Here is a 25,650-nt window from a genome sequence, read left to right as displayed (position 1 = left end):
AGACGTCTGCTTGCTGACGGTGTGTCCAATACCCAGCAAGCAGACGGTGAAATCCACGAGATCCCGACCGCTTCAGCTCAGGTGGTCAATCTGCGAAGACAGATACTCTTGAAGAGCGGTGACCGTCTCTTCTGAGACAGCTGAAGCCCCGAAGTCACTCCGAAAGCCGTGTTTGAGTTCTTCGCTCTCCAAAATCTCCAGACCACGCTCAAGTTGCTCCCGTAGCGCATCGTCGTCCCCTCGCTGCAGGTGGGGCGTGACAGCGTCGAGATTGATCTCTTCTGCCACTGCCAGGACGTCTCGGAGGTCCGTTTCTCGGCCACTGTGGAGCTTTGCCGCGACGAGGACTGCCCCATCGATGACTCTAGCCGTCGTCGTCACTGTGCCCCCGCTCACCTCCTGTTGGTGGCTGTGTTCGTACAGGTAGTCGAACGACCACTGTGCCTCCGTCTGGCGACACCCGAGTCCGTTAACCAGGAGATCGGAGCCGATCGGCTGCTGCGGCGTGAGCCGCTTCTCGTACTCGATTACCTCTGTATCGTAGAACCACTCCTTGGCGTGGCTGTCCGTTTCCTCGAAGTCCCGACGTTCGAGGAATTCGACGAAGTCAGCTTTGGAGTCCGGCGCGACGACGATATCGAGGTCCGTGGAGAAGCGAGCATTGAACGCTGAGACAGCGTAACCGCCGACGAGAACGTACTTGTGGCCCTCTCGGGTGAGTTCCTCGAGCAGTTCGATGAGCGCGTCACTTCGGTTGTTGAAGCTCATAGCTGTGCCCGTTCGGTCTCCCGGTACGTGACGCCGAGGTCGATGTCTTCGTACATTCGGTCGAGCATCGCGAGCGCCGACTGGAACTGGGCGTAGTTCTCACGCATATACTCGATCGTCTTGTCTCTCGGGATCACTGGGTACCCCTCGATGTGTTCAATGTCAAGTGAGGCGCGTGGATCGAGGACGATCTGCAGCGCCCCGTCCAGCTCGATTCGTGGCTGCCGCTCGAATGCGGTAGGGAGGCCGAACGACTCAAAAAACGCCTCCCAGGCGTCGACGTCTTGCTCACGAACAGCAAGGAACAGCGGATAGTCGTCGGGCTCGCGACCAACCTGGTAGCCTCCTTGGGTCCACACGTAGACGGCGTCGATTCGTGTGAATGCGAACGGCCAGTCACCGAACTGTGGAATGACGTAGGCTTCCTCGATGGATGGTGGACTGACGCCGGCGCTGGCAGCGACGAACTCTCGTGCTGCGTCTCTTACGCGCTCGTCGACGACTGAGAGGCCGTCGTCATAGGTGACGTAGCCTGCGTCTTCCAGCCGATTGACGGCCTGTCGTACCGTCTCGTACGGCGTGTGGAGGTGCTGGGCGACACGACGGATGGAGTCACCACTTTCGATGGCGAGGATGAGCTGCGCCGCCGTGTCGTCGAAAACCTCGTACATCTGGTAGTTACCAATAATCCGGTGACAGTTAAAAGCCTTACTGGATCCACTATCTTTCAACTCGCCCTGAAGTCAGGAATCGTGACGCCGAACCGGGGATTCGTCCCGGCCGACTAACCACGGTCGGTAGAGGCCGAGTTCACTGACAAGCCTCGCGCCACCGTGCACGGGACAGTTGACGCCTGCTCTTGACTCTATGGCATCCCCGTCGCGTATTGTTCAGCTAAATCGACTACGTCGTAGACGTGCATCCCAGTTTTGAACCACAGCACTCGATCGGCGGCGCTCCCGAACTCCTCGCTCGCACAATCCAGCCGCTCCGAGACAGCCAGCACGAAATTGTCGGCCTCAACCTTTCGAATCTTCTCCAACTTTGTGTCCAGATATTCGGGCGTCCAGAAGCCGACGATTTCGAGAATTGCCCGTCGACCATCAGGATGCTCGATCGCGAAGTCGGGAATCATCACCTCTGCACCAAGGTCGAAGACATCGTCTTCCCGCACCAGCTCCCAGTCCGTATTCGCTCGCTCCCATTTATTGGCGAGCGTCCGCTCCACGTCACTATCGAACCGTTTGCCGGCACTGTAGTGCGAATCGAGATCCTCCGTGTGGTCGAGCGCGAACTGTCGGGTACCGCCGGTCGTCTCGTCGACGAGGATCTCGGCAGTCATCTCCCACCGGTCACAGAGCGGTAACGCCGGCAGGAAGTTCGCCATCCGGATTCCATACTTCTGCGACTTCGAGAATAGCGATGCCGGGCCGTCCAGTACGGCCTCGTAGCCGGCGGCTTGGTTCGTGCTCGCGACGCGCTCACCGTCGGCGTCGATCGGATAAATTCGGTGCATCAACCCGAACAGCTTCATGTAGCTGAACACCGTCCCGAAGTGGTCCCACACCCGAATCCGCATTTCTGTGGCGTCGTAGAGCACCGCTTGGGCAAGCGCGAGGTTGTAACGCGTCATCAGCCAGTCCACGGTGAGATCCGTGTGTTCGTACTCCGCGTCGCTGCTGCCGGTCAGGTTGGTCGTCGAGGTTGATCTATCGCCATCACTAGCGTACTGGTTGGCCGTGCGCGTGCCGATTCGGATGAGTCGCTTGTTGTCTTCGAGATCGGCGTACATCCCGCGATAGCACTCTTCCAATGACACCCCGAGGTCGTCGGCGACCGCACTATACACCTCCAGTTTCTGTGTGTCCTCGCCGAGCGTGGGCTGGCGGACGATCGGATAGCGCTTGTTGGCTTTCTCGAACAACCGTCGGCGGATCTCACGCGGTTCGACGGAGGCTACGACCTCGAACTCACACTCGTCTTTGAGGAGCTTCGCGAGGCCCTGGACGATCTTGTAGTCGGTATCTGCGACGGTCAGCTCGTCAATCGCGTCCTCGAGGTCCCCTTTCGGCTCGCCAAGGTGGTTCTCAAACAGCTGGATGAGTTCTCGCGCGGTCTGTCGGTAGCGCTCCTCGTCGGGATCGATGAACAGCGACGTGATCGTCTCGTCGGTCCTTCGCGAGCGTGCGAGGTCAGCCGTCAGCACTGGCACTCACCCCCTCCCGGCGGCGCTGGGAGACGTAGGTCTCCATCGTATCCTCGGTGATGATTTCGTAGAGCCGCGCGGGCTGACGGTCGTCCGTGGGGCGCAGGATGCGGCCGAGCCGCTGGGCGTACTGGCGTCTCGAGGCACTCCCCGAGAGGATGATCCCGACGTTTGCCGCCGGAACATCGATCCCCTCGTCGAGAACCTGCGAGGTCACGAGCATCGAGTATTCGCCGGTCCGGAACCGTTTCAGGATCTCGGTGCGTTCGTTGGTCTTGGTCTGGTGGGTGATGCAGGGGACGATGAACTCCCGAGAAATGTCGTAAGCAAAGTCGTTGTTGGCGGTGAAGATGATCGCGCGGTCGTCGTGATGGCGCTTGATGAGATTGTCGAGTGTGTCGAGCTTCTTCTCCGCTGTTCGGGCGATCCGCTCGGCGCGTTGCTTGGCGATGAGCGCCCGCCGCCCCTGTGGATCGTAGGAGGTGCGCTTGAGGAACTCTTGGTAGCCCTCTTCTTTCCAGAGATCGAACTCGTGGCTGTCGACGTAGTCCCGATAGATCTGATATTCTTCGTCGTACTGCTCGCGCTCATCGGCCGTGAGCTCGACCGACATGTGGATCGTTTCGTACTCACTGAGGTATTCACCGGCGAGTTCGTCGACGTCCTCCCGATAGACGACCGGGCCGAGGAGGTCCTTGAGGAGTTCGTGCTTGCCGTCGGGCCGCTCGTAGGTGGCGGTCAGCCCGAGGCGATACGGGGCGATCATCATCTCGGGGATCTGCCGGTAGGTCGGAGCTGGCAGGTGGTGTTCCTCGTCGACGACGAGCAGGCCGAACCGATCGCCGTACTCGTTGACGTAGCGGTAGGCGCTGTCGTAGGTGGTGACGGTAATCGCGGTGACGTCGTGGCTGCCACCGCCGAGGACGCCGATCGGCTCCGAGAGTTGGTCGCCGAAGGCGTTGGTGAGGGTGGCGTGCCACTGGTTCATCAGGTCGATCGTCGGCGTCACGACGAGCGTGCTGACGCCGGCGTCGGCGATCGCCTGCAGGCCGAGAAACGTCTTCCCGCTGCCCGTGGGGAGCACGACACTCCCTCGCCGATCGTGATCGATCCAGGCGTCGAGGGCGGCCTGCTGGTAGTCACGCGGTTCGATGTGGAGCGCCGTCGTGAGCTTCAGGTCGGGGTAGGCCCGAGCAGAATCCTCGCAGGACCGACCGAATCCATCGCGGAGCGTGGCCTGGTCGTCGCTGCCTGTCCATGTACCGGCCCATTCGAGGAGAGCACGATACCGATAGGCCTGCGCTCGGTACTCGTCGACACGGTCGTCCCACTCCGCATGAGGAACGTCATCCGGGGCGTTACGGAGTAGGAGTGTTCCATCGTCGAACTTGATCCGCATTTATGATGATTCACGCACGCACCCGGGATAAACGACACTGATGGATTGAGATCTATGGCGCTCACTCTTCGCGTGGCTCGTTCCGAGCAGTTACACGACTGGCTATGGAACTACGAACTATGGAGCATACACCCGAAGCATTCGCCGATGCTCTGTCATCGGGCGAGTCTGACCAGGTGAATCGTGCAGTCGATGCGGTGAAGAATCAGTCGATCACATCGACAGCCGCGCAATCTCGTCTGATGGCGGTGAATCAGATCGAACTGGTTGTGGAGCGTCTTCGAAGCGCTGGTGAGTGTCATTTTCGGGATGGAACGTCGCTGTCGGCGGCGGACTGCCGCCGACGCGACAGCGTCGCCACTCACGACTGCTGTCCGGACCGGTGGACAGCTACCCTACCGGAAGAACCGGTCGTCGAGTGGCTGGTTCGCTGGAACAGCCCTGCGCACACCAAGCGCTGTCCAAGCGGCCCGCAGCACCATCTCACAGAACTCCGTGAACGACCATTGCCAGAGGCGGCGCCCCCCGCGGCAGGGCGCCGCCACGTACCGCCAGTGAAGATACCGCCAGCTGTTCTGCAGCAGCAGGCTCACGACAAACATCACCAGCCGCAGCCCAGCGTCCTGAGAACTGGTGAACGCGAGGCTCTGCTTGGCTAAGCGGTAGCTTGACTCGATGCCGAAGCGCTTGCTGTAGTGTTCTCGTGCATCCCGCGGCGTGTCGATAAACGGCGCGTCAGCGGCGTAGCCGTGACGCGCCACCCCGTGTTCGTCGTATCGTCCTTGCTGGTAGACGCAATCGATGAACACAGGAAACGTCACCTCGCCGGCGAGATCCTGTTCGATCTCGCGGCTCCAGCCTGTGCTGAGTTCGTTTTGAATCGTCTCGCCCCACTTGACGATCGGCATCACGTAGGCGTAGTTGTGCGCGTACAGTAGGTTGAGACAGGTGCTGTTGTAGAATCCGCGATCGAGGTAGACGGCCTTGACGCCGAGGTCAAGGCCGTCGAGGAGTTCAAGAAACTCAGCGAGGACATCGCTGGTGGTGTCGCCAGCGACAAGCTGGCGCACCGCCAGCGTGTACCGCTTGTTGCGTACCCGCGCGTAGAGCGTCGCATACGCGTGAAAAGCGGTTGTTCCCCGTTTCGCCTCCGAGAAATACAGCGCTTCTGTCTCGTCTTCGTCGCCGTAATAGGGATCGAGGTGGAGGTCGGCGACGACCTCCACCGGTCGATCCGGCAGTGTCTCAACCGCATCTCGTTGGAGGAGCGTGTCTCCAACCGCCTCAACAGTGTCAAGGTCGAACTGGTCGGTGAGATGTCCCCGAACGGTGTTGGCGTGCGGTGAGTCGTCTGTCGTTTCGCAGACGTGGTTGATTGAGGTCCCGCCGGCGCTGGCGCCGGCGAGGACCTCATACAGTTTCTCTGTGGTGACTTCGACGTTCTCGCCGAGATCTATCGCAAGTTCCTCGTCAAGGCTGTTGACGACAAAATTAAGCAGGTGCTCTTCCTCTATCTCGCTGTCTGCTTCGGGTTGTTGCACATCTTCCCAAAGCAGACACTTCCTCTAACCCGATGTGATCGACTGAGAGCAGATTGACAACGATCTTGATGCCCTTGAGGAGCTTAAACAGGATTTGGACCGACATCTGAATTTGCTTCATCGGAACGTACACCACAACGATGCCGAAGCGGCATTCTATACTGGGGAGGAATTGAAGAATGAGCGTGACGTGTTCAGGCGTGCGTATGACCTACTGTACTGTGGCGACTGTGGATCGTGGGTGAAGAATCAGGATTACGTCTACTGTGACTGCACGATTCGGGTGGAGCCCTAGTAGGAGTTGACGAATTGCCAATCCGAACAACCGAGACGTGTGAGTGCGATCGATTTTATCGAGATCCGTATAGGAAACAACAATATAACCGATAACAGGCCTCAACAAAGAGGGCGAGCTCAAGAAGCAACATCAGACCAGTAGCTCTTCAATAGTGCATTTCATAGCAAAAGATAGCCCAGGAATGGAGTATCCGGCTAGATCGGAGATTCGTTCGCTCTGTACGGAACAGTCCTTCGAACGGGGGGTCAAGTACTACGAGCAGGATCGGATTCAGAAACTGGAGGTCGAGGGTGGAGACATTACTGCAATCGTTCGTGGATCCCGCGATTACGACATCTCAATCGATATCGACGACGACACGATTCGGACCGTCTGTAGTTGCCCCTACGACTATGCTGGAGATTGCAAGCACATCGTCGCTGTACTCTTGGCCGTCGAAGATCGCTCATCCGAGTCAACTGCTGAGACAGCCGATTCATCAGATAGCTCCGAGACGGTCGATGTTGAAGCCCTGATCGATCGGACGCCTGACGACGAGCTTCGAACGTTTCTCCTCGACATCATCGCGGACAACCGTGATATCCGTGAGCGCTTCGTCGCATTTGCTGGCGAAGAGCCAGGTAAGACCGTCTACGATTACAAACAAGAAATCGACCGTCTGTTCGAGGATGCAGCCGGTCGTGGTGGCATGATCGAATACGATACTCGTATCGGCTTCTCCCAGTATCACGACCTGGCGGAAATGCACCGAGGCCGTGGAAACATTGGCACAGCGACCGATATCTACCGTGCGCTGGCGGAGGCAATCCGCGAAAACATGAATCGAATCGACGACAGTAGCGGGCACTACGGTCGCGAATTGAGCCGTGCTATTGAGGAGTACGCTGAGACGATCACCGAACAAGGGTATGGACACCCAGAAAAGCGACCGCACATCGAATATCTCTTCGGGGAATTCATCGATGCGGATTACGGGTTTGCCAGCGAGGACTACGCCGAAGCATTACGGACGATCTGCACAACGAGGGCGGACCTCGAATACTGGCTCGAGCTGTTGGATGCACACGTTTCGGGTGTCGATCTCGAGCCAGAGGCCCTCAAAGCATCGGTCGGCTCTTCGACGGAGACGACTCAGGACGACGTTCAAGAAGACATCTCATCAAGCGAACCGACAGACGGTTCGAACGCGCAGTCGGAAGACGAGACAGACACAACTGGCGAAAACGGGCGGACCGACAATGTCCTCTATACTTCGGATTTCGCGACCGGACCGCTCTCTACGGACGAATTTACTGGCGGAACGCTTGATGTCGAGCATTTAGCAGTCGGACCACTAGAGATCGGGTACTTCGTCGGCGATGCGTTTGACGAGCTTCGAGTGGACGCTCCAACAACCGTCGAACGGCACACTGCTGGAATCGAATCGCCCGAATCCAGTGCTTCCAAGTCAGATCTTGCTTCGAAGTTCCAGAAACGACGTGTTCTCTCGACTTACGTGTACGTGCTGGAGGAACTTGGCGAGGAAGATGTTCTGGATACGCTGTACGAAGAGATCTACCTTGAAGACAAGCGGTTCTGTAAGGCGTACGCCGAGCGGCTGATCGAACAAGACGACGAAGAGCGTGCACTTGAGGTCGTCGAACACGGAATTGACACATTCCGTTCGACGACTGACCTGCGCTGGCTCGCCGTCGATCTTTACCGAAATCGGGAGCCGGACAAATACAAGGCGCTGTTGAAGCAACTGTTCCTCGATCACTCCGAGTGGGACGCCTACGACGAGCTAAAGGAGGCCTGTACCGGTCGCGAATGGGCGTCGATATACGGAGAGTTCGAGCGTAAACTCGACCAGCGTGACCGACAACGGCTGATCTCTATGTACGTCCACGAGATGGATCTCGAGAAGGCATTCTTCGAACTGAAGGAAGCCGAGAATCTACCGTGGATTCGTCGCTATCAGGATCCGGTCGCAACGGTCGATCCGATCGAGTATTTCGAGATGTACCGCGAACAGCTGATTCCGTTTGCAGCCGGTGATACTGGGCGTCGTCATTACCGGGAAATTGCAGATCACTTGGAGTCGATGCAGGAGTTGGTTTCTGACGCCCAGTTCGAAGAGTTCGTCGAGTTCCTGAAGGAGGAACATTCGAATCGGCCAGCATTCCTCGACGAACTCGAGAAGGCAGGGTTTTGACTCACTCGATAACCTCCTTGAACTCCCCATCACGACCTGCAAACACTCGAACGTCTGGTCCGTCTGATATCGTGGTCAACTGATCTACAGTCGCTGGAACAGCGTCGATATCCAGTTCCCAAGGAACCGTATTGAATACGATTGCGAGAGTCGTGTCTGTATTCGTGCCTGTATCGAGACGATGGAGTCGATCGCGAACGAGGACTTGGCCGAGAGCGGTGTCGAACGCCGATGCCTCGAACGTTTTCGCCGTTTGAACGATCCAGTCACTCTCGTCCGTCTCGATGATGGCATCGACCGTCCGAGTAATTATCTCGCCGACTGAACTGTCCACTCTGTGCGCGGGCGAGTCGGGGAGTTGTGATGTCCCGACAACAACATCTCGATGAACAGTGCCGTCAACGACATCTGCTGTGAGGAACTGCTCGATGACGGTTCGCTCGCGTTCGTCTTCATCCATGTACTTCTCCTCGATCGCTTCCAGCCCATGATTGGCGGCTTGATCGAGAAATCCGAGTGTGGTATCCGTAGGGTCGACGTCCGGCCCATAGCCGATTGGATCACCACGGTGGGTTGTCGCCCAGACGAGTCCGTCGTCGATGATGCCAACGTACCCATCGATGTCGACGTGTCGGCCACTGGCTTTGAATGCCTGTGACGGCGATTCGTCGATATTCGAGCCGAGCGTCCGGTTGTAGTGGAAATCCCGGTCGTAGACGTCTTCCGGCGGGTTTTCACGTATATCCCCCGGAAAGACCTGGATCGATCCATACCGATTGTTCACCCGCTCGATCTCGACTGTGATGCCGTACTTGTCGGAGATCGTGTACAAGAGATCGATGATCTGCTCGTGATCGTCGTAGTTTGGTGCGTCAGCATAGTAGCGAAGCTTCATGGCTTTTCACCTCCCCGTTCGTCGGACGCCCTCGCGTCAGTCAGTCGGTTTTCGACGTCCTCGAGACAGTCGGCTACCATCGACGCTCCTTCGAGAGGACCCTCGACCTCCAGCGCCGCTCGGTACAGTTCCGCAGTACGCTCCAACTCTTCCATCGATAGCTCGTCGGGATCATCGAGCCAGTAACTATCCGCGAGTTTCTTGTACGCCCAGGGATCCTCGGGATACTCCTCGATGAGCGCCTCGAACTCGGCCCTGCTGTCAGCGATTCTGTCTAGCTCCGCGAGCGAATCGGCGACGAAGTGGCGAAAGTCGAGAAGAAACTCGTCGTCTGCATCCGGGAACTGCTCGCAGACCTCTCGACAGAACTCGAGTCGGTGCTTATGATACGCCGGATCGTCCTCAGCGACGGTGGCAAGATCGTTGTCGAGCGTTCGAATGTACGCCTTGAGCGAGAGAAACGTCGGTAATGTTCGGTCTGCTTCTTCGATGGTCGTACTGTCGTCGGGTATGACGGCGAGGATGTACTCCCAGGCAGTTAGCCACTGCTCGCAGGCCTCAGCGCGGTTTCCTTTCTCCCGGAGGTCGCGACCCTCCTGTACGAAGTCGTATATCCGTTCTTTATTCGGAACCTCGGGTATCCAGCGCTCCCAGAGTTCCTGTGCTGCCATCCAGATAAAGTCCTGATCGTAGCCCGTGGCATCGACCTCGTATTCGGCTTCCCACTGCTCAGAGAGTGTCGTCGCCGAATCGAGGTCTTCTGCCCGGTTCCGAAACGCCGTCTCGTTTGTTTCGATGCCGTGGTCCGCGAGTTTCTCAACGATTTCGTCCGTCGAGAGTGCTTCGACATCACTGAGTTCCCACGCATCAGCAGGATAGGTGCCGTCTGATGTATTGACTGTTCGTTGTTCACGCTGGATGGATTGGTTGCCGTCCGTGTCTGCGTCGTTACTGCTCTCATCTACGCCGTGTTCGTCGACGTATTGCTCGACACGCTTTCGGTCGATTCGGCTCAGTTCGTCACGTTCGTGGGACTCGTAGAGATGCTCTCGGAGCGCAGTCTCCTCCTCGAAAGTTTGCTCGCAGTAGCGACAGTCGCTCATTAGCTGGGGCTACGCATGCGGGTAGAAAAAGCAACAGGTGTCAACAGGAAATCGGTGACGAAGCGACCGCGGAATCTGCGATCTCGGCCTCCAAAGCGCCTACCTTACCAAGTAATTCGAAGAAGCATGCCAACCGCTTGGTAAGGTGGGATCGCTAATCCGGATCAGTAAAGCAGCACTCATCACGTATCTCGAAGCGTCAGCATAGCGTGTCAGTCCTAAATAAGGCACCACTCAGAAGCCCAGGCTGACCGCCCATAGTCGTTACTTCCCGAACAAGCCGAGGGAGTGCTGCCTGAACACCACGAAACAGTCACTTTCTGTATGATTGAGCACCTGAGACACTCTGTTAGCTCACAATTTCAGCAATCGGATGCTACCGATCTCGATGGCATTTCTCGAGGTGTCTCTGTAATCAGATAACCTGTTACATCTTGAATTCCGGGAGCGCTGCCGTATACTACACCGGAAGGACGTGAAGTACGATTTCGTGGAGTGCAATGGTCCAAACCATCGCGTGTGTGACTGCGGGTACCAAGAGATTCTCTGTGCGTTCGTATGCGTATCCCCAAGCCAACCCAGGTATCACCGTATCAATTCCCCAGTAGAGGCTGCCACCGAAGCTTACACCCTGAGTCATCAGTCCGACGAGGAAATGCATCACACCGAACAACAGCCCACCGAGGATCACAACACCGAACGTATCGAAGGCAGCGCGAAGCCGACCTTGAACGATTCCGCGATAGACGAGTTCCTCAGCCGGTGCAGCAAACAGATACATCCCGATGAATGCGACCGGCCAGAGCAAGGGCCGTGTTTCTAACGCGAGTTGCTCCATTCCAGTCCCCGGTTGTGGATGTGGGAGTCCGACCGCAGCCAATACCGGAGGGAGAACGACTCCCTGGGCTGCGAAGAGGAGGGGTAACCCAACGATCCAGCCGACATCTTCGAGCGTCGGCCATCGGATCTTGACGTACCGGTCCCAATCGCCCTGCCAGAACAGGTACGCAACGGCGAAGCCAGCAAATCCGACCTGGATATAGTTCCCCTGGAGAACGCGAACGACGGGTGACTCACCGAGGTCAAACACCGATACGAGACCTCCCATCGAAATGACGCCGATTAATCCGGCGAGTAACGCACCGACGGTGATCCCGAGCCCAGCGAAAGCTGCACGAACTCGTCGTCCGCGTCTCGGTTCCAACGCAGCTGAAATCTCGGACGGAAGGTTCACGATGAACCACACGCCGGCGCGGCGTCCGACCGGGTCCGAGGACTAGTTCTTCGAGTTGGAGGCAGTGAATCTCGCTGATCAGTCCCTGACAGCGGTGGGTGAGGGGCCGGCATAGCTGCTCCGTAGTGGTCAGGAACGAGGGCTACATAGGTGTGCTCTCTCGTATAATCGACCGCGAGACGGGTGTTCGATGGATTCTTGATGGGAGGGCATATCCAGTACTCAATCGTCCACATCAAAAGTGTATCTCAGGCTAAAAATCTGGTTTTAGGATCGAAGCCGATCGATTCGATCTCCGAGCGCGACCCTGATCGAGAGGGGGTTCGGAATCCGTCGTCGTGTCGGTTCTAGCGCGTGTACCTCAGCGTATTCGGTGAGCGCATCGGCAACGGTCGCCCGCCCGACCTGTTCGGCAGCGTACTCGTCAGCCGCGCGAATCCGCCGTTGCGAGAGGGCAAAACCCACGAGAACCGATGTCAGTGCGACCCCGAGTAACAGCCACTGTGGACCGTTCCCGATGACGGATGCGATGAGTGTGATACCACCCACGAGCACCGACACGACCCTGACCTCGAAGACGTGGATCCGGAGCTTTCCGGCCTCGACCGCCAGCAACGCGGTGGCGGTCTCGTCGTCGAAGGCGTCGAGAAACGTGCTCGTAACGAAGAGACGCCGGTAGTTCGGCGGACCGCGGACGAGCGAATCCGCGGTTTCCCCGTTCTCGGTATCGAGGATCCGCACGTCTCGAACGCTGAGACCTGCGCGATCACAAAGTCTCTCCACTCGATCAGCAGTGTCTCCAGTCGGCCTCGATGTCGAACGAAGGATTGAGATGAGCCAGGGTGCCGCGTACAGCATCCCGACCACGAGTGCTGCGAGTCCGGCAGCGAGGGCGAGCGGTGACGACTCGATCGAGACCACCTGCAGTGGTACCAACACCACGGTGAGAAGAGCACTTACCCCGATGACATACCGTGTCATCTTGCGGATCGACGTACTGGTGGCGAGATCGACGTCACGCACGTCGCGGATTCCCCGTACCGTCGGAAGATACGAGATAATCCAGACACAGCCGGCTGCGAGGAATGTGACGAAATCAGCGAGAACCCGAGTCACAAGCTCCGGAACGGCGGGCAGGGTTGTGAGGAGGGCCGTACCGAATCCGGTCAGGGCGAACACAGCATAAGCGAGCAGTGTGTACGGGAAGAGAACACCTGCATACAGCAACCGATACTTTCCAACAGGGTTTCTGAGCCGACGAACGACAACGCTACCGGTAGCGCCAAGGAGACTTCCGATGAGCGCGAGTCCCACGAGTGCAACACTAGCAGCACTAAGGGAGATCGGCGTAGTTTGGAGGGCAAGCATATCTGCGTCTTCCCGCAACACGCACTAAAATCATAGCGTAGTAGGACGAAACCCCACTTGACGAGGAACGAGTCGGTCGTTTAGATGCAGTAAAAGACCTCATCTATTCCCCTCGATCTGCAATAGTCCCGGCGTTGAAGTGTGATAGCTCTAATATTCAACTGATGCCAGAATTAACATTCCACGGACTCAACATCGGGCGAGTTGAGCCGAACGACGACCTCGTCGATCGAATCGTCGAAACGACAGCTGAAGAGTATCCCCTGTCAGACGGTGATATCGTCGTCGTCACCGCGAAGGTCGTATCGTTCGCCGAGAACCGACTTGTCGAGGCCGACGAGGTCGAAGTTACTGACCGCGATCGGCGAGTGGCCGATATCACCGGCATCGATCCGCGGGAAGTCTCCGTGATCTACGATGAAAGCGAGGTTATCGGTGCGATCCCGATCGCAGAGATCGGCGAAGACCTGCTGTTGGAACACGCTGTCGACCCCGAGGCAGCGCAGGAAGCACTTGAGGAGGTCCCAGCGATGCTCGTGACCGAGCGCAACGGACGGCTCTGTACAAACGCGGGTGTCGATTGGTCGAACAGTCCAGGCGGGATGATGACGTTGCTGCCTGAAGATCCCGACGAGAGTGCCCGTTGTCTCCGCGAGGGGATCGAAGAACGGACAGATACAGATGTGGCCGTCGTTTTGGCTGACTCGGAAATCGCTGGCCCAGGTTCGATGGACCTGGCGATCGGGTGTTCGGGAATCGAAGCGATCGATAGCAATTTCGGACAAACAGACCTGTATGATCAGCCGAAGGTTGGGGGCGTTGACCTCGTCGCAGACGAGCTCACAGCCGGGTCAGCATTACTGTTCGGACAGGCGGACGAACAGATCCCCGTTACGGTCGTCCGAGGGCTGGAGTACGAAGATGGAGAGGGTGTGCCGAATTCGGGCGGTGTCGTCCGCCGCGGACTTCGCAAGAGTGTACAACTGACGGCCCGCCTGAAGGCCCGTGAATGGTTCTGACACAACTTTAGGAGGCAGATCCAAGCCTATCGGAACAATCCCGACAGAAAGCTCCCAACGAGACCGATATTAAGCTCCCACCAAACACTGGTATTGCGTGTCGGATGTTTTGGGCTAGGCGAGGGTATCAATGCTCGGCAGAGGAGGGCGTCCAAGTGATTTCTCGACGCTCGATACAGGACGTTCGAGGTTAGTGATCGGATGGACGGGGGGAGTAATGGGTGTGCGGCCCCTCGTATGATGGAGTGGCTGACCTGATTACCGAATACGCCGAGTACGACGAGTTCGCCCGTGAGTATCATTCAGGGACTCTCGCCGACTACGATGTCTCGCTCGACGAAGCCAGAAGACGGGGACTTCTCGACGAGCAGCGGACCCAGAAATTGTGGCAGTTGTTAGGGCTTCTCGACTTCGAGGAACTGCTTATGGAGGCGACCTTCCGGGTGCTGAGCAAGCACGGGTACAAGGACCTTCGAGTCCCCACGTGGCCGCTTGACGATGTGTGTTCGGCTGTGCACGCAACTGCAAACGCTGCTCTAGGTGCGATATACCTCTCTTGGGTAACGAATATTACACCCCGCCGTATTGGTTTTCATAAGACAGTTTATGGCCAATGAGCCGGAAGACGATGTTCTAAGTCTCTACGAACTCGTCCGCGACGGAAAGACGAAAACCCTCATCAGGTACCTGAAGCGATCCAACAGCCCACAAACCAGAGAGACAGCGGCGGAGCGACTCGGCGACTTCGCGGACATCGCTCGGAGCGGTGATGAGACGCTGATCATTCGGGCGCTCATCACCGCTGTCCTCGAGGACGAATCGTCGGACGTCCGCGCCCGCGCGGTCGACTCCCTGGATCGGCACGGTCGGGAGGCGATCGACCAGTTGATCACCGAGATCGCCGACTTCGACGCGGGACAGGCGCCGGACTGGCTGACGAGCAAAAAGCTCGTCGAGTGGCTCGACTCGGAGGAGGTGGAGTTCCAGCTGGTCGCCGCGTCGGCACTGGGGCGCATCGGTGACGAGCACGTGGTCCCGTACCTGGTTGAGGCATTCGACGATCTAGATCCCCGTGTCCGGGAACGGGCGGTCAGTGCCTGCGGACTCATCGGCGATCCACGGGCGATTGACGCGCTCGCGAACCGACTCGACGACAGCGAGCGGATCGTGCAACAGGCGGCGGCCGAGGCGCTCACGATGATCGGCACTCAAGCGGCGCTCGAGCGACTGATTCCGGCCGCCCAGTCGAACAACAAACGCGTCCGCTACATCGCCGTCTCCGAACTGAGCCAACTCCGGAACGCCAAGCCGCTTACCGTCCTCGTCGAACGGCTCACGGACGAGTCCTCGGATGTCCGGCAAGCGGCGACGTTGTCGCTGATCGAACTCATCGCTGCCGACACTGCCGCCGACGACGAGGTCCGCCAGGCCGTGAAAGATCAAATGCGCACGATCGACGACGCGGAACTGATCCCGCGGTTGCTCGATATCCTCTCCGACACTTCGCGGACGTCGATCAAACGAACTGTCGTCTGGCTACTCGGACGCGTCGTCGATCCCACGGCGGCGGACATCGATGCGGTCCACGAGGCCCTCTTGGGCCTGCTCGATGCGGAAGCGTTCGCCGATGAGGCTGCAGACAGCCTCGCAGAACTCGAGAGTAAAACCCTCGAGAACCGCCTGCTGGCGTTCATTCGGCAACAAGACGGATCGACGGAGGCAAAAGAACGCGCCCAAGAACTCCTTGACCGGATCGATGTCGACAGAGTAGACGACTCTGTCCGCGACTCCGTCGAGTACACCTACGTTCGGGACCCCGCAGACTACACCCGACAGAAAGAAAAGGAAAAGAAAAACGAAGGGAACTGATAGGGATTATCGTACGTCGTCCTAGATTTCTCGCCGGACGATACGGCGAGAATCTCCGAACAGTTACGATAAGCCCTATGAGACGGCCCGTCCCGCACGCACAGTTCAGCCTTCTGACTCGAACACCAGGCCTTTCGCTTCGACTTGCAGATCGAATATCTGTTCGAAGACGTTCATCACCGACTCCGACTGTGCCTTCGGGTTGACGTAATAGTGTGATAGTGCGTCTGATCGATCACATCGAGCGGTGAACCCACGGAGGAACTGGAGCACGTCCTGAACCTCGAACTTCTTGATGATCTCCGAGAGGATGTCGAACTCGAGTGAGACCTTTCCCGTCGATTCGTGTTCGCTGAGGACGCGTGAGACGGTTTCGCCCAGGCTGGAGAGGCCGAGACCTTTGTTCAAGTGAACGATCTCGAGGGGAATCGTTTCGAGGTCGATGCCGTCGACTCCCGAGAACGGTTGTGATTTGGTCGTGATGACGATCGTCGACGCCGGCCACTCTGCAAACTGGTCCCGTATGAGTTCGATCCGCTGCTTCGGATCCCGCGTGACGAATATGTAGATGTTCGCCGGCGTGAGCAAGTGGATCCGAGCGCCGTTCGCTCCGGTGCTTTCCAGTGGTGCCTTGACCAAGATGCTCCCAGTTCTGTCGATCCCGTCCGCGAGGTGGACGTCGGGCTTGAGGTGTGGTTCGACGTGGTCGAAGAGGTGGTCTTTGAATTCGGTTACTGCTTCATCGCGTTCGTGATGGTGATTTTCCCCCTCACAGTACGGACACGACCATCTGTAACTGAAATCCTCCTGCCCGATGTTCCCGTGGTAGTGGCTGAGGAGATGTGATTTGACTGACTCGGCCGCTTGCTCCCGACTCGCTGCCCACGACGAGAAGTCGCAGTGTGGACACCGCCAGCGATGTACCATACCGCATCATTCTCCTGAGCTGATATAAGCGGTGGGAATCGCCTGTCGCCGTTCAATGTATGCGTCCGCCGAGGCGAAAGAGCTCTTGCGTATCAGATATTACTCAGAACAGCTATGAATACCTAGACTTGATTTCTAAAATGTGAGTTCTACTATTAGAATACGTAGAGTTTGGTGAAATTTGAGTCCCACAACTAGCCTCTAGCGTAGATAGTACGGTGCTAGCGCTGACTGTACATTAACTGCGACCTGAAAACTCAAGTTCGAACGGAAAATAATATCATAATATTAGGTAATATTGAAGGCCGATAAGTTGGCGTACTGCAGCCCCGACTCCGCTCAGATGCCACACCACTGCCGCGTTCGACCACTTCGCTTCGGCTTGGGCGTGTTATTGCAAGGTGTGCGGTTCCGGTCGAGCGCCCGCAAGCAGCTTCAATTATATAAATGACTCCCTTAATGTTAAGTATTGCCGTGAGTAGTTGTAGCACGGAGGTACGAGAAATGTCAGGGGACGATACCCTATTCGTCCGAGAAGCGACAGGATTGGTCAGAGACTGGTCATCGTACGACGCAGGAATCTACGCGTTCCTGTCAGTGAACATCGTCACGTTGGGCTTCTACATCTGGACGTTCAACGCGTTCATTCCCCAGGGAAGCCCGATACTGGCGACGCTCATCGCTGTCGTCGCGCTCACGCTTCAGAACCTCGTGTACGCGACACTCGTCGCGTCGATGCCCCGTGTCGGGGGCGACTACGTCTGGCAGAGCCGGCTGTTGAGCGGTTTTTGGGGGTTCTTCCTCTCGTGGCCCGGCTGGGTATTCATTCTGTGGCTGTGGGTCCCGATCTACGGATCGATCCTCTCGTGGCTCGTGTTGGGTCCGGTTTCGGCGCTGTTCGGATTCGTCGAACTGGCGAACTTCTGGAACTCCAGTCTCGGTCTGTTCGTCTCCTCGATGGTCGTCGTCGCGTTCGTGTTCGTCTACGTCAGCCTCGGAATGAAGTGGTACGCGCGCATCCAACAGGCGCTGTTCTACGTCGGCGTCCTCGGGTTGCTCATCTTCATCGGCGGGTTACTCACCACGTCGCCCTCGCAGTTCCAGACTGCATTCAACACCCAGATGGACGCGTGGGGAATGGCAGGCACCAGTTACAACGGCATCATCCAGGGGACCTCTGTGAGCTTTGCCCCGCTGTGGAATCTCAACTGGGGGGCATCGTACAAGCTCTTCCCGATGTTACTGTTCTGGATTATGTGGACGGTGTGGGGCTCCACGCTGTTCGGTGAGGTGCGCGAAGCCGGTGAGGTCAAGAAGATGTTCGGCGTTTTCGAGGGCGCGCTCCTCGCCGCCGCTGGCCTCGCGATCGTCCTCTGGCCGCTGTTCGACGCGGCCGTCGGCTACACGTTCTATCAGGCGCTGAATTACAACTACTTCGTCGGCGCCGGCGCACAGCAGTGGCTGTCCGCCCCGACGACGATCGCGGCGATCGCGATGGGCAACGGCGTCCTCGCGAAACTGATGGCGATTCTGATGGGCGGCTGGTTCTTCGCGTGGTCCGGAACGGTCTTCCTCTCGTCGACGCGGGTCATCTTCGCGACGGCGTTCGACCGGACGATCCCCGAGGTGTTCTCCGAAGTCCGAGGGCGCTACAACACGCCGCTCAACGCCATCCTGCTGATGGCGATCCCCGCCGCGATCCTCACGGTGATTTACTTCTTCGCGCCCGGCTTCCAGACGCTGACACTCGCGGCCACCTTCGCGATCGCCGTCACCTTCTTCGGGACGACGATCGCGTGTATGCTATTCCCGTGGCGTCGACCCGAGCTGTTCTCGAAAAACCCCGTCTCGAAGTACGAGGTCGCCGGCGTTCCAGTCATCTCGATCGTCGCCGGCGTGTATGCGGCCATCCTGTTGTCGGTGTTCTACCTCTGGGCGACCGAGAGCGTCTACGGCCTCAACAATCTACGATCGATGGGCTTCCTCGGCGTGCTTTATCTGCTCTCTGCGATCCTCTACGTCGGGATGAAGTACTACCGCGCACAGGAGGGCGTCGACCTCGACACCCTCCACGCGGAAATCCCCAAAGACTGATAGGGATTATCGTCACTGTTCGGAGATCCTCGCCGTACCGTCCGGCGAGGCATCTAGCAGGGCTTACGATAATCCCTATGACGCCACTGAAAACTCGTGTCTTCTTTTTTTGACGACGCCTCACGGTGACCGGCGTTTCTCGAATCGTGCCGGTCACCCGAGCTCTGGGCGCTTGTACCACTGCTTGTGTTCGCCGACGACCGAACGGAGCTTCCATCGAAGCGTCTTCGGCCGGTCGTCGATCGCGTCTCGCAGTGCTTCGACCCGCGAGAGCACTTCGCGTTCGTCGATCGGCAGGTCGTTTGTCTCGACGTATTCGCTGACCCGATCGAGGCTCAGCGTCACCGTACGCCACAGTCCCCAGTCGCTGCTGCAGAGTTCAGCGACGTAGGTCGGGTCGATAGCTTCGTTGTCCCCGGTCGAATCGACCGGGTGATCTGTGAGCATCGCGAGGATGTCACGGACGTCGCGGTCGCTCACTTCGACGATCTGGAGCTTCGAAAGCAGGAGGTCTTCGATTGGAACCGTCGGGTAGTCCTGATCGATCCGGTCGCGGAGGCTCCAGGCGTGACAGAAGTCGAATTTGTCGATGATGTAATCCGCCTTGCGCTCGTTGACAGGATCGAAGAACTCGAGCCGGAACCGCCGCATCGTGTTGAAGCGCTCGTTCGCCTCGTAGCCGAGACCGAGCATCATCTCGACGATCTCCGGTTCCTCCTCGCGCGTTCCGACGAAGTCGACGTCCCTGTATCCCCGCTTGAACGGCTCCTCACGTGCGGTTTCGGCGTGGCGATTGATCGCCGTTCCGCCGATCAACCTGACCGTCAGGTCCCGCTCGTCGGCCGCTTCGACGACGCGCTTTCCCTCCTCGATCGGATCGGGCCGCGGTTCGGGCTCGTTCACGGGGCTTTCACCTCTCGGTGTGATAACACTCATCAAGCAACGTAAACTTATCCCCGAACGAGCCCGACGACGTCGACGTTCGAACCCAAATCGACGACGGCCCCCTGGAGCGAGCCTTCGGAGTAGACGCTCCCCGGGTTGATCGCCGTCGTCTCGCCGATTTCGGTCTGTCCGCGTGACTCGTGGATGTGCCCGTGTAGCGACAGCGGCGGCTGGTACTCCTCGATGACTTCGCGGACGGCTTCGCTCCCGACCGGCTCGGTCGACTGTGCACCGAACTTCGGCCGGAGGTCCTCGTCTAACTCTGGTGCCTCGTCTAACTGTGAATCGTACGGGGGCTCGTGGAAGTTGAAAATCGCGTGCTCGTAGTCGTCGACCTTCCCCACGACGGCCTCTAAGCGCTCGCGGAGTTCGTCTTCGGATTCCTCTCGGTCGGTGTCCCAGGGCGTCGGATGGGTCCACCCGGAACTGGCCATCTCGTATCGGTCCCCGATCTCGACGACGTCGCCCTCGACGAGTTCGATACAGCCCGCGGATTCCCACACTTGATCAATCTCGATGGGGTCGTCGTTGCCCGGGCAGGCGTACACCGGTGTGTCGTCCAATCGTGCCTCCGCGAAGTCGATCCACTCTTCGATTCGCGCTTTCATCTCCGAGAGGAAGATCTCGTTTTGCCGCTCATCATCGTCGGCGCTCTGGAGCTGTTCATACTCCGCTTGATCCATCACGTACGGATAATAGCCCGTGTTCTCAAGCGATTCCAACAGATCCTCGAGTTCGCTCTCCTCGGTGATCGTGTGCTCGTCACCCTGTCGCGTGTAGGTGTAGCGGTCGCCCTCGTCGACGATCGGGAAAATCGCCTTCCCGGTCGTGTCGCCACCAAGGACCAGCACGTCCGCGTCGTAAAAATCCGCGCTGTTGATGAATTTCTTCCAGCACGCGGTCGATCCGTGGACGTCTGTCGCGAAGAACAGCCTGGTCACACCCTGCGGCTTTTCCATTCCAGCGTCCTCGTCTGTGGATGTCTCTTGATTGAGCTTCTCTTTGAGCGTGTTAATGACACTCATTGTCGATCCCATCGAACTATCTCGCTTCTCACAGAAAAAATTGCTGGGGATTTGACCGCTTCGTTGCGACAGGCCTCGTTACTTTGCCATCAGACCAGCGTCGACCGCCAGCGCCGTCCCCGTGACGTAGCGTGCGGCGTCGCTAGAGAGCCACAGATAGGCTTCGGTCACGTCTTGGGGCGTGACCGGCCCGTCGTCCATCACGTTCCAACTGCCGGTGTACTCGTTCAACTCTCCGATCGCTTCCTCGCCGTACTTCTCGATCAGGCCGTTCGTCATCGGGGAGTCGATCCCGGTCGGTGAGACGCAGTTGACGTTGATGCCGTACTCGCCGAGTTCGATAGCGAACGACCGTGTCAGGCCGACTACACCGTGTTTCGCGGCCGTGTAGTGACCGCCGCGATAGCTCGCGCCGTGTCCAGCCGTCGAGGCGGTACTTACGATCTTCCCGCCCTCGCCACGCTCGATCATATGCTGGGCGACGTGCTTCGAGCAGAGCCAGACGCCTTTCAGATCCGTATCGATCATCTCGTCCCACGTCTGTTCGCTCATCTCGTGGAGATATTCGAGATTCCAGATCCCCGCGTTGTTCGCGAGGATGTCGATCCGGCCGAACTCCTCGAGGGTCTGTTCGACGGCGGCCTGTACCTGCGCCTCGTCGCGGACGTCCATCTCGATTCTGAGCGCGTCCTGTCCAGTCTCTTCGACCAATTCGGCCGTCTTGTCGAGATCGCCTCTTGACGCGAGTTCGTAGTCTGATGTTTCGAGGGTTTCACAAATGTCCGTGACGACGACGTCTGCGCCGTGTTCTGCGTACGCGACTGCGTGTGAGCGTCCCTGTCCACGGGCCGCACCCGTGACGAACGCAACCTGTCCGCTGAAATCGTAGTCTAGCATTGTTGGTATCTTGTTTCGGCGGTCACCGCGACGGGTCGTCGAGATTGACGTACACCGTCTTGGTCTGCCGGTAGTGTTCGATCGCCTCTTCCCCCAGGTCTCTGCCGATTCCGGACCGCTTGAACCCGCCGTAGGGTCCCTCGGGTCGGATCGGACCGTAGCCGTTGACGTAGACGACGCCCGCATCGACGTCTGCGGCCGCCGCGTGGACGCGGTCGGTCGACTCCGTTGCGATTCCGGCGGCGAGTCCATACTCGGTGTCGTTGGCGAGTTCGATCGCCTCCTCGTAGGTCTCGAACGACTGGACGGTCTGGACGGGGCCGAAAATCTCCTCGCGTGCGATTTGCATCCCGTTGTCGACGTCGGTGAACGCCGTCGGTTCGACGTAGTGCCCGTCCCCGAGCGCCGGGTCGTCGGGCTGTCCACCACCGACCGCGAGGGATGCGCCTTCGGTTTTTCCCGTCTCGATGTACTCCACAACTGTCTCGAACTGCTCGGCGGTCGTCAGTGGCCCCATCGTCGTGGACTCCTCTAAGGGATCGCCCAGAACGTAATCCTGCGATCGCTCGACGAACCGGCCGACGAACTCGTCGTGGATCTCCTCGTGGACGAGCACCCGCGAGAGCGCGTCACAGATCTCGCCGCTACTGTAGTAGACGCCGTCGGCGGCGGCGTCGACGGCCGTTTCGAGGTCGGCGTCGGGGAAGACGACGAGCGGCGACTTTCCGCCGAGTTCGAGAGTCACCGGCGCGATCCGTCCGGCGGCAGCACGCATCACCTCGGCTCCGACCCCTTCGCTCCCCGTGAAAGAGACCTTTCGAACGTCGCCGTGCTCGACGAGGTGAGAACCGGTCGTCGACCCCCGCCCGGTGACGACGTTCACGACCCCGTCGGGGAGAATTCCCTTCGAGAGTTGCACCATTCGAAGGGTGCTCAGCGGGGCGTGCACCGATGGTTTGAGAACGGCACAGTTGCCCGCAGCGAGCGCCGGGGCGAGTTTCCAGGCCGCGGCCCACGACGGGAAGTTCCACGGCGTCACCTGCCCGACGACCCCGTACGGTTCGCTGCGAGTGTACAGGTGTAACTGTCTATCGACGGGGATCTGCTCGCCGGTCTGAGCCCTAACGACGGAGGCGTAGTATCGTATCGTGGCTATGGCGCCCTCGACTTCGCTTCTCGCGTCGGCCAGCGGCTTTCCCGTATCGAGCGATTCGAGCCGCGTCAGTTCGTCGAGTCGGTCGTCTAGCACGCCGGCCCACTCGGAGAGTCGCCGAGAGCGCTCCGAAGGTGTGCTCTCACTCCACTCGCGTTCGTAGGCCTGCCACGCCGCGGCGACCGCGTGGTCGACGGTCTCCGCATCACAGGCCGGCACGTCGACGATCGCCTCGTCGATCACCGGATCGCGCGTCGCCACGCGCTCGTCGCGTTCTCTCGTCTCCCCGTCGACCCACGGCCCGATTTCGACCGTGAGGAGCGCTTCGGTGTGCGCCGCCCGGTGTCGCTGTCGGATGGCGCGCCGTTCTTCACTTTCAGACATACTCACGAGAGCGCACGGGCGAGGGACACTCGGCGTCGGAGCGCGGGCCGCTGACAGTCCGCCCGCAACATAGGTACCCTCGATCGTTGCGGCGTCTCCGTCGATTTCGGTCCCTTTTGCCGACACGTGACCGTGTGAGTCAAATCGGCTTTCGGCCGCTCGATGCTCTCGATGCTGCATCGATCTCCGGATTGTGCACGTACAGCTACATACATACGATCGAACGTGTGTGATCGCATACCAAAAGCTTTCGGCCGACTCGTTCCGGTCCGCCTCTCCCCGATGATTTCCGTGCGCGGTATGTTAGGGGACCGTTTCCGCCAGTTCCGATTCGAGAGAGTCCACGACGGTCGCGAGTGCGCGGGGAATCTCCGTATCGAGTACCGAGCCATCGATCCGATACGTCGGGCCCGACACGCTGAGTGCGCCCAACACGGTGCCGTCTGCACCGGTGACTGCCTTCCCGACGCTTCTGAGCCCCTCGGCGTAGTACCGATCCCCGATCGAGTAGCCGCGCTCTTGGATCCGGTCGAGTTCGGCGAACAGTTCGTGTCGGGAGGTGATCGTATGCTCTGTGGGTGCCGACAAACCCCACTCGTCGATGATCGCCTCAACTCGCTCCCGCGGGTAGGAGGCGAGGATCGCGAGCCCTGATCCGGTCGCGTGCATCGGATAGTACGTGCCGATGTTCGCCCGGTAGCGTTTCGATCCGTCCCCGGCCCCGTATTTCGCCCACTTGTGGTAGGACTCCGAGATCGTGATGACGCGCCCGTGATCGTCGACGACGAAGTCACACTCCTCTTCGGTCCGATCTGCCAACTCCTCGACGGCTGCTTTGACCGGCGCGAACCACGACCACCGCTCGCGGGCGTACTCGCCGAGGTTCAGGAACTTGAATCCGATGTGATAGATCTCGCCGTCCTTGCGGAGATAGCCGGCGCGCTCTAATGTGGTCAGGTGTTTGTGTGCCGTACTCTTGGCAACGTCGTGTTCAGCGACGATGTCGGTCGTTCGCGCCCCGTCCAACTCCTGGATCGTCGAGAGGATGTCTAACGACGTCTGCGTCGTCTGCACTGTTGGGTGGTCGCGCTGTGACATTGGTTACATTTCTCACGACGACTTCTTAATAGTTTGGCACAATCGAACGTTCTGTGTTCGCCAGTCGCGTTCCAGATCCGACCGAAATCGCCGTCTGTCGCGCCAACCGCCGCTATTGGCCTATAATGGAATATTATTTGAGTATGTGTGCTAATTTCACCGATTTTTGAAAATATCTTGTATATTTGCTCACTCGACTTCTCCGAGGTGACGGCGTGCAAACCGCAGTCCTACGGCAACTTCGCGACCGGAGTTCGCTTATTCGATTCTTTTTTAATGAATATGCGGTCTGTATAACAGTCGTACGGTCGTTATTCTGCTTTGGCCAGACCGCTCGGGCGGTTTCTCCCCCGTCTCGCAAATTGCATCAACTAAAATACTTATTGGCGTAAAATACAAAAATACAACAATTATAAAATTAATAAAATTGCTGTCACTACCGGCATAATATATTTGTATATACTGCTAAAATATTGTGAGAGAAGTCGATTGCGACCCCAAAGTGCACAAAACATTATTTGATCAAGTTATATACAATATCCTTCTTCAGAATCTTTTATAACAAAATAAATCTATTATTATATTAATTATATATTTTTATAGTAATTTCTTTTATAACATAAGGTATCGAATAACTCGTACAGATAGTTACCACTCGCCGAGTGTGAGACGACTATCGTAGCGTATGCAACTGATCGCGCGGCGATCGCACGGCGTCGTTCGATTGAGTGCGTAAATCGCCTCGGGGTCAAGTGGTTCGAGACGGCGGAGCCGTCTCGTCATCACGGAAGACCTTCGGTCTTCCGAACGACCCCGAGGCTTTCGCGTGGACTCCCGTTCTTCGAGATCACCAGTCGTCGGGGAGCTCGTCGCTGTATTCGCCGAGTCGCTCGATGAATGGTCTGACTCTCTCGAAGTTTGATCCCCGTGTGATCGACCCGGACTTTTCGTCCCACTCGATGATGTTTTGCTCCGCTAATCGAGGAAGGTGATTGTGTCGTAACTCGACTTCCAGTCGCTCGATATCGACGTTGGCGTTCGCGCCGGTGTCTGCTGTCTCTCTGCTCGTCTGCTCGGCAATCTCACGAAGCGTCTCCGCTTCCAGGAGGTCCACTCTCTCGCCGGGACCACGTTCTAGGAGTTCCTTGAGGATGTGTCGTTGTTCGTCGCCTGCCAGCAGTTTGAGGGCTTCGGTGGCCGTTAACTCGCCCCCGTCACCGTCAGGGTTCATTC

At 58.3% G+C, this 25,650-nt stretch carries 21 protein-coding genes; 5 read left to right on the top strand and 16 right to left on the bottom strand.

Annotation, left to right across the window (positions count from 1 at the left end; all coding sequences use genetic code 11):
* Positions 1-72: 72 nt before the first annotated feature.
* The 5 genes from NO347_RS15355 to NO347_RS15335 all read right to left on the bottom strand — a co-directional run bounded on the left by NO347_RS15355 (position 73) and on the right by NO347_RS15335 (position 5,914).
* Positions 73-768: a nucleotidyltransferase family protein gene (locus NO347_RS15355; protein WP_256290550.1), complete on the bottom strand. Its 696-nt coding sequence runs from the start codon at positions 766-768 to the stop codon at positions 73-75.
* The gene (locus NO347_RS15350) at positions 765-1,439 is read right to left on the bottom strand and encodes a helix-turn-helix domain-containing protein (RefSeq protein WP_256290548.1); all 675 of its coding nucleotides are present in this window, start codon (positions 1,437-1,439) and stop codon (positions 765-767) included. Before NO347_RS15350 ends, NO347_RS15355 begins: the two co-directional genes overlap by 4 nt.
* A 194-nt stretch (positions 1,440-1,633) precedes the next feature.
* Positions 1,634-2,974: a DUF790 family protein gene (locus NO347_RS15345; protein ID WP_256290547.1), complete on the bottom strand. Its 1,341-nt coding sequence runs from the start codon at positions 2,972-2,974 to the stop codon at positions 1,634-1,636.
* Positions 2,961-4,373 carry a DEAD/DEAH box helicase gene (locus NO347_RS15340; protein ID WP_256290546.1) on the bottom strand — a complete coding sequence of 471 codons (1,413 nt, stop codon included), beginning with the start codon at positions 4,371-4,373 and terminating at the stop codon, positions 2,961-2,963. Before NO347_RS15340 ends, NO347_RS15345 begins: the two co-directional genes overlap by 14 nt.
* 395 nt (positions 4,374-4,768) lie before the next feature.
* Positions 4,769-5,914, bottom strand: a complete 1,146-nt coding sequence (locus NO347_RS15335) for an ISH3 family transposase (protein ID WP_256290545.1) — start codon at positions 5,912-5,914, stop codon at positions 4,769-4,771.
* Positions 5,915-6,393: 479 nt separating this feature from the next.
* Between NO347_RS15335 and NO347_RS15330 the strand changes: the two genes are divergently transcribed.
* A complete protein-coding gene (locus NO347_RS15330) occupies positions 6,394-8,406 on the top strand; it encodes an SWIM zinc finger family protein (protein ID WP_256290544.1) in 2,013 nt (670 codons plus the stop codon).
* 1 nt (position 8,407) lies between these two features.
* Here the strand turns inward: NO347_RS15330 and NO347_RS15325 are convergent, their stop codons facing one another.
* The 4 genes from NO347_RS15325 to NO347_RS15310 all read right to left on the bottom strand — a co-directional run bounded on the left by NO347_RS15325 (position 8,408) and on the right by NO347_RS15310 (position 13,006).
* The gene (locus tag NO347_RS15325) at positions 8,408-9,301 is read right to left on the bottom strand and encodes a DUF8045 domain-containing protein (RefSeq protein WP_121569561.1); all 894 of its coding nucleotides are present in this window, start codon (positions 9,299-9,301) and stop codon (positions 8,408-8,410) included.
* Positions 9,298-10,404, bottom strand: coding sequence for a tetratricopeptide repeat protein (locus NO347_RS15320; protein WP_256290543.1), 1,107 nt, complete (start codon positions 10,402-10,404; stop codon positions 9,298-9,300). The genes NO347_RS15325 and NO347_RS15320 overlap by 4 nt, the downstream gene beginning before the upstream one ends.
* A 460-nt stretch (positions 10,405-10,864) precedes the next feature.
* The gene (locus NO347_RS17295; protein WP_158599330.1) at positions 10,865-11,494 is read right to left on the bottom strand and encodes a CPBP family intramembrane glutamic endopeptidase; all 630 of its coding nucleotides are present in this window, start codon (positions 11,492-11,494) and stop codon (positions 10,865-10,867) included.
* A gap of 411 nt (positions 11,495-11,905) precedes the next feature.
* A complete protein-coding gene (locus tag NO347_RS15310; RefSeq protein ID WP_256290541.1) occupies positions 11,906-13,006 on the bottom strand; it encodes a peptidase in 1,101 nt (366 codons plus the stop codon).
* Between the two features lie 164 nt (positions 13,007-13,170).
* On the opposite strand from NO347_RS15310, the gene NO347_RS15305 reads away from it, so the two are divergent.
* From NO347_RS15305 to NO347_RS15295, 3 genes are all read left to right on the top strand, one after another.
* Positions 13,171-14,025: a coenzyme F420-0:L-glutamate ligase gene (locus NO347_RS15305; protein WP_256290540.1), complete on the top strand. Its 855-nt coding sequence runs from the start codon at positions 13,171-13,173 to the stop codon at positions 14,023-14,025.
* A 245-nt stretch (positions 14,026-14,270) separates the two neighbouring features.
* Complete coding sequence (locus tag NO347_RS15300; protein ID WP_256290539.1) at positions 14,271-14,642, top strand: hypothetical protein; 372 nt, start codon at positions 14,271-14,273, stop codon at positions 14,640-14,642.
* On the top strand, positions 14,632-15,894 hold the full coding sequence (locus NO347_RS15295) for a HEAT repeat domain-containing protein (protein WP_256290538.1): 1,263 nt from the start codon (positions 14,632-14,634) through the stop codon (positions 15,892-15,894). The genes NO347_RS15300 and NO347_RS15295 overlap by 11 nt, the downstream gene beginning before the upstream one ends.
* A gap of 105 nt (positions 15,895-15,999) precedes the next feature.
* Here NO347_RS15295 and NO347_RS15290 read toward each other — a convergent pair whose 3' ends face one another.
* Positions 16,000-16,821 (bottom strand): DUF7504 family protein, encoded by an 822-nt coding sequence (locus NO347_RS15290; protein WP_256290536.1) that lies wholly within the window; start codon positions 16,819-16,821, stop codon positions 16,000-16,002.
* A 504-nt stretch (positions 16,822-17,325) separates the two neighbouring features.
* Between NO347_RS15290 and NO347_RS15285 the strand changes: the two genes are divergently transcribed.
* Entirely contained in the window at positions 17,326-18,915 is a 1,590-nt protein-coding gene (locus NO347_RS15285) for an APC family permease (RefSeq protein WP_256290535.1), read from the top strand.
* A gap of 153 nt (positions 18,916-19,068) precedes the next feature.
* On the opposite strand, the gene NO347_RS15280 is transcribed toward NO347_RS15285, so the two are convergent.
* The 6 genes from NO347_RS15280 to NO347_RS15255 all read right to left on the bottom strand — a co-directional run bounded on the left by NO347_RS15280 (position 19,069) and on the right by NO347_RS15255 (position 25,648).
* Positions 19,069-19,818 (bottom strand): hypothetical protein, encoded by a 750-nt coding sequence (locus NO347_RS15280; protein WP_256290533.1) that lies wholly within the window; start codon positions 19,816-19,818, stop codon positions 19,069-19,071.
* Positions 19,819-19,865: 47 nt separating this feature from the next.
* Positions 19,866-20,897 carry a metallophosphoesterase family protein gene (locus NO347_RS15275; RefSeq protein WP_256290532.1) on the bottom strand — a complete coding sequence of 344 codons (1,032 nt, stop codon included), beginning with the start codon at positions 20,895-20,897 and terminating at the stop codon, positions 19,866-19,868.
* Between the two features lie 66 nt (positions 20,898-20,963).
* Positions 20,964-21,782: a mycofactocin-coupled SDR family oxidoreductase gene (locus tag NO347_RS15270; protein ID WP_121569574.1), complete on the bottom strand. Its 819-nt coding sequence runs from the start codon at positions 21,780-21,782 to the stop codon at positions 20,964-20,966.
* A gap of 22 nt (positions 21,783-21,804) precedes the next feature.
* Positions 21,805-23,319: an aldehyde dehydrogenase family protein gene (locus NO347_RS15265; protein WP_256290531.1), complete on the bottom strand. Its 1,515-nt coding sequence runs from the start codon at positions 23,317-23,319 to the stop codon at positions 21,805-21,807.
* Between the two features lie 303 nt (positions 23,320-23,622).
* Positions 23,623-24,417 (bottom strand): IclR family transcriptional regulator, encoded by a 795-nt coding sequence (locus NO347_RS15260; protein ID WP_256290530.1) that lies wholly within the window; start codon positions 24,415-24,417, stop codon positions 23,623-23,625.
* Positions 24,418-25,264: 847 nt separating this feature from the next.
* Complete coding sequence (locus NO347_RS15255) at positions 25,265-25,648, bottom strand: DUF7344 domain-containing protein (RefSeq protein ID WP_256290529.1); 384 nt, start codon at positions 25,646-25,648, stop codon at positions 25,265-25,267.
* Positions 25,649-25,650: the final 2 nt, after the last annotated feature.

Origin of the sequence: Halobellus inordinatus (genome assembly GCF_024464655.1) — an archaeon.
Taxonomy (GTDB): domain Archaea; phylum Halobacteriota; class Halobacteria; order Halobacteriales; family Haloferacaceae; genus Haloquadratum; species Haloquadratum inordinatus.
Note: the sequence above shows the minus strand (reverse complement) of the source record. Positions and strands in the feature narration are given on the sequence as shown.

What these genes read in the sequence shown, in the direction of transcription:
- NO347_RS15340 (WP_256290546.1), bottom strand. Translation starts at nt 4,373, where the DNA reads ATGCGGATCAAGTTCGACGATGGAACACTCCTACTCCGTAACGCCCCG.
- NO347_RS15265 (WP_256290531.1), bottom strand. Translation starts at nt 23,319, where the DNA reads ATGTCTGAAAGTGAAGAACGGCGCGCCATCCGACAGCGACACCGGGCG.
- NO347_RS15310 (WP_256290541.1), bottom strand. Translation starts at nt 13,006, where the DNA reads ATGCTTGCCCTCCAAACTACGCCGATCTCCCTTAGTGCTGCTAGTGTT.
- NO347_RS15275 (WP_256290532.1), bottom strand. Translation starts at nt 20,897, where the DNA reads ATGGGATCGACAATGAGTGTCATTAACACGCTCAAAGAGAAGCTCAAT.
- NO347_RS15350 (WP_256290548.1), bottom strand. Translation starts at nt 1,439, where the DNA reads ATGTACGAGGTTTTCGACGACACGGCGGCGCAGCTCATCCTCGCCATC.
- NO347_RS15260 (WP_256290530.1), bottom strand. Translation starts at nt 24,417, where the DNA reads ATGTCACAGCGCGACCACCCAACAGTGCAGACGACGCAGACGTCGTTA.
- NO347_RS15320 (WP_256290543.1), bottom strand. Translation starts at nt 10,404, where the DNA reads ATGAGCGACTGTCGCTACTGCGAGCAAACTTTCGAGGAGGAGACTGCG.
- NO347_RS15325 (WP_121569561.1), bottom strand. Translation starts at nt 9,301, where the DNA reads ATGAAGCTTCGCTACTATGCTGACGCACCAAACTACGACGATCACGAG.
- NO347_RS15290 (WP_256290536.1), bottom strand. Translation starts at nt 16,821, where the DNA reads ATGGTACATCGCTGGCGGTGTCCACACTGCGACTTCTCGTCGTGGGCA.
- NO347_RS15255 (WP_256290529.1), bottom strand. Translation starts at nt 25,648, where the DNA reads ATGAACCCTGACGGTGACGGGGGCGAGTTAACGGCCACCGAAGCCCTC.
- NO347_RS15295 (WP_256290538.1), top strand. Translation starts at nt 14,632, where the DNA reads ATGGCCAATGAGCCGGAAGACGATGTTCTAAGTCTCTACGAACTCGTC.
- NO347_RS15305 (WP_256290540.1), top strand. Translation starts at nt 13,171, where the DNA reads ATGCCAGAATTAACATTCCACGGACTCAACATCGGGCGAGTTGAGCCG.
- NO347_RS15270 (WP_121569574.1), bottom strand. Translation starts at nt 21,782, where the DNA reads ATGCTAGACTACGATTTCAGCGGACAGGTTGCGTTCGTCACGGGTGCG.
- NO347_RS15355 (WP_256290550.1), bottom strand. Translation starts at nt 768, where the DNA reads ATGAGCTTCAACAACCGAAGTGACGCGCTCATCGAACTGCTCGAGGAA.
- NO347_RS15285 (WP_256290535.1), top strand. Translation starts at nt 17,326, where the DNA reads ATGTCAGGGGACGATACCCTATTCGTCCGAGAAGCGACAGGATTGGTC.
- NO347_RS15330 (WP_256290544.1), top strand. Translation starts at nt 6,394, where the DNA reads ATGGAGTATCCGGCTAGATCGGAGATTCGTTCGCTCTGTACGGAACAG.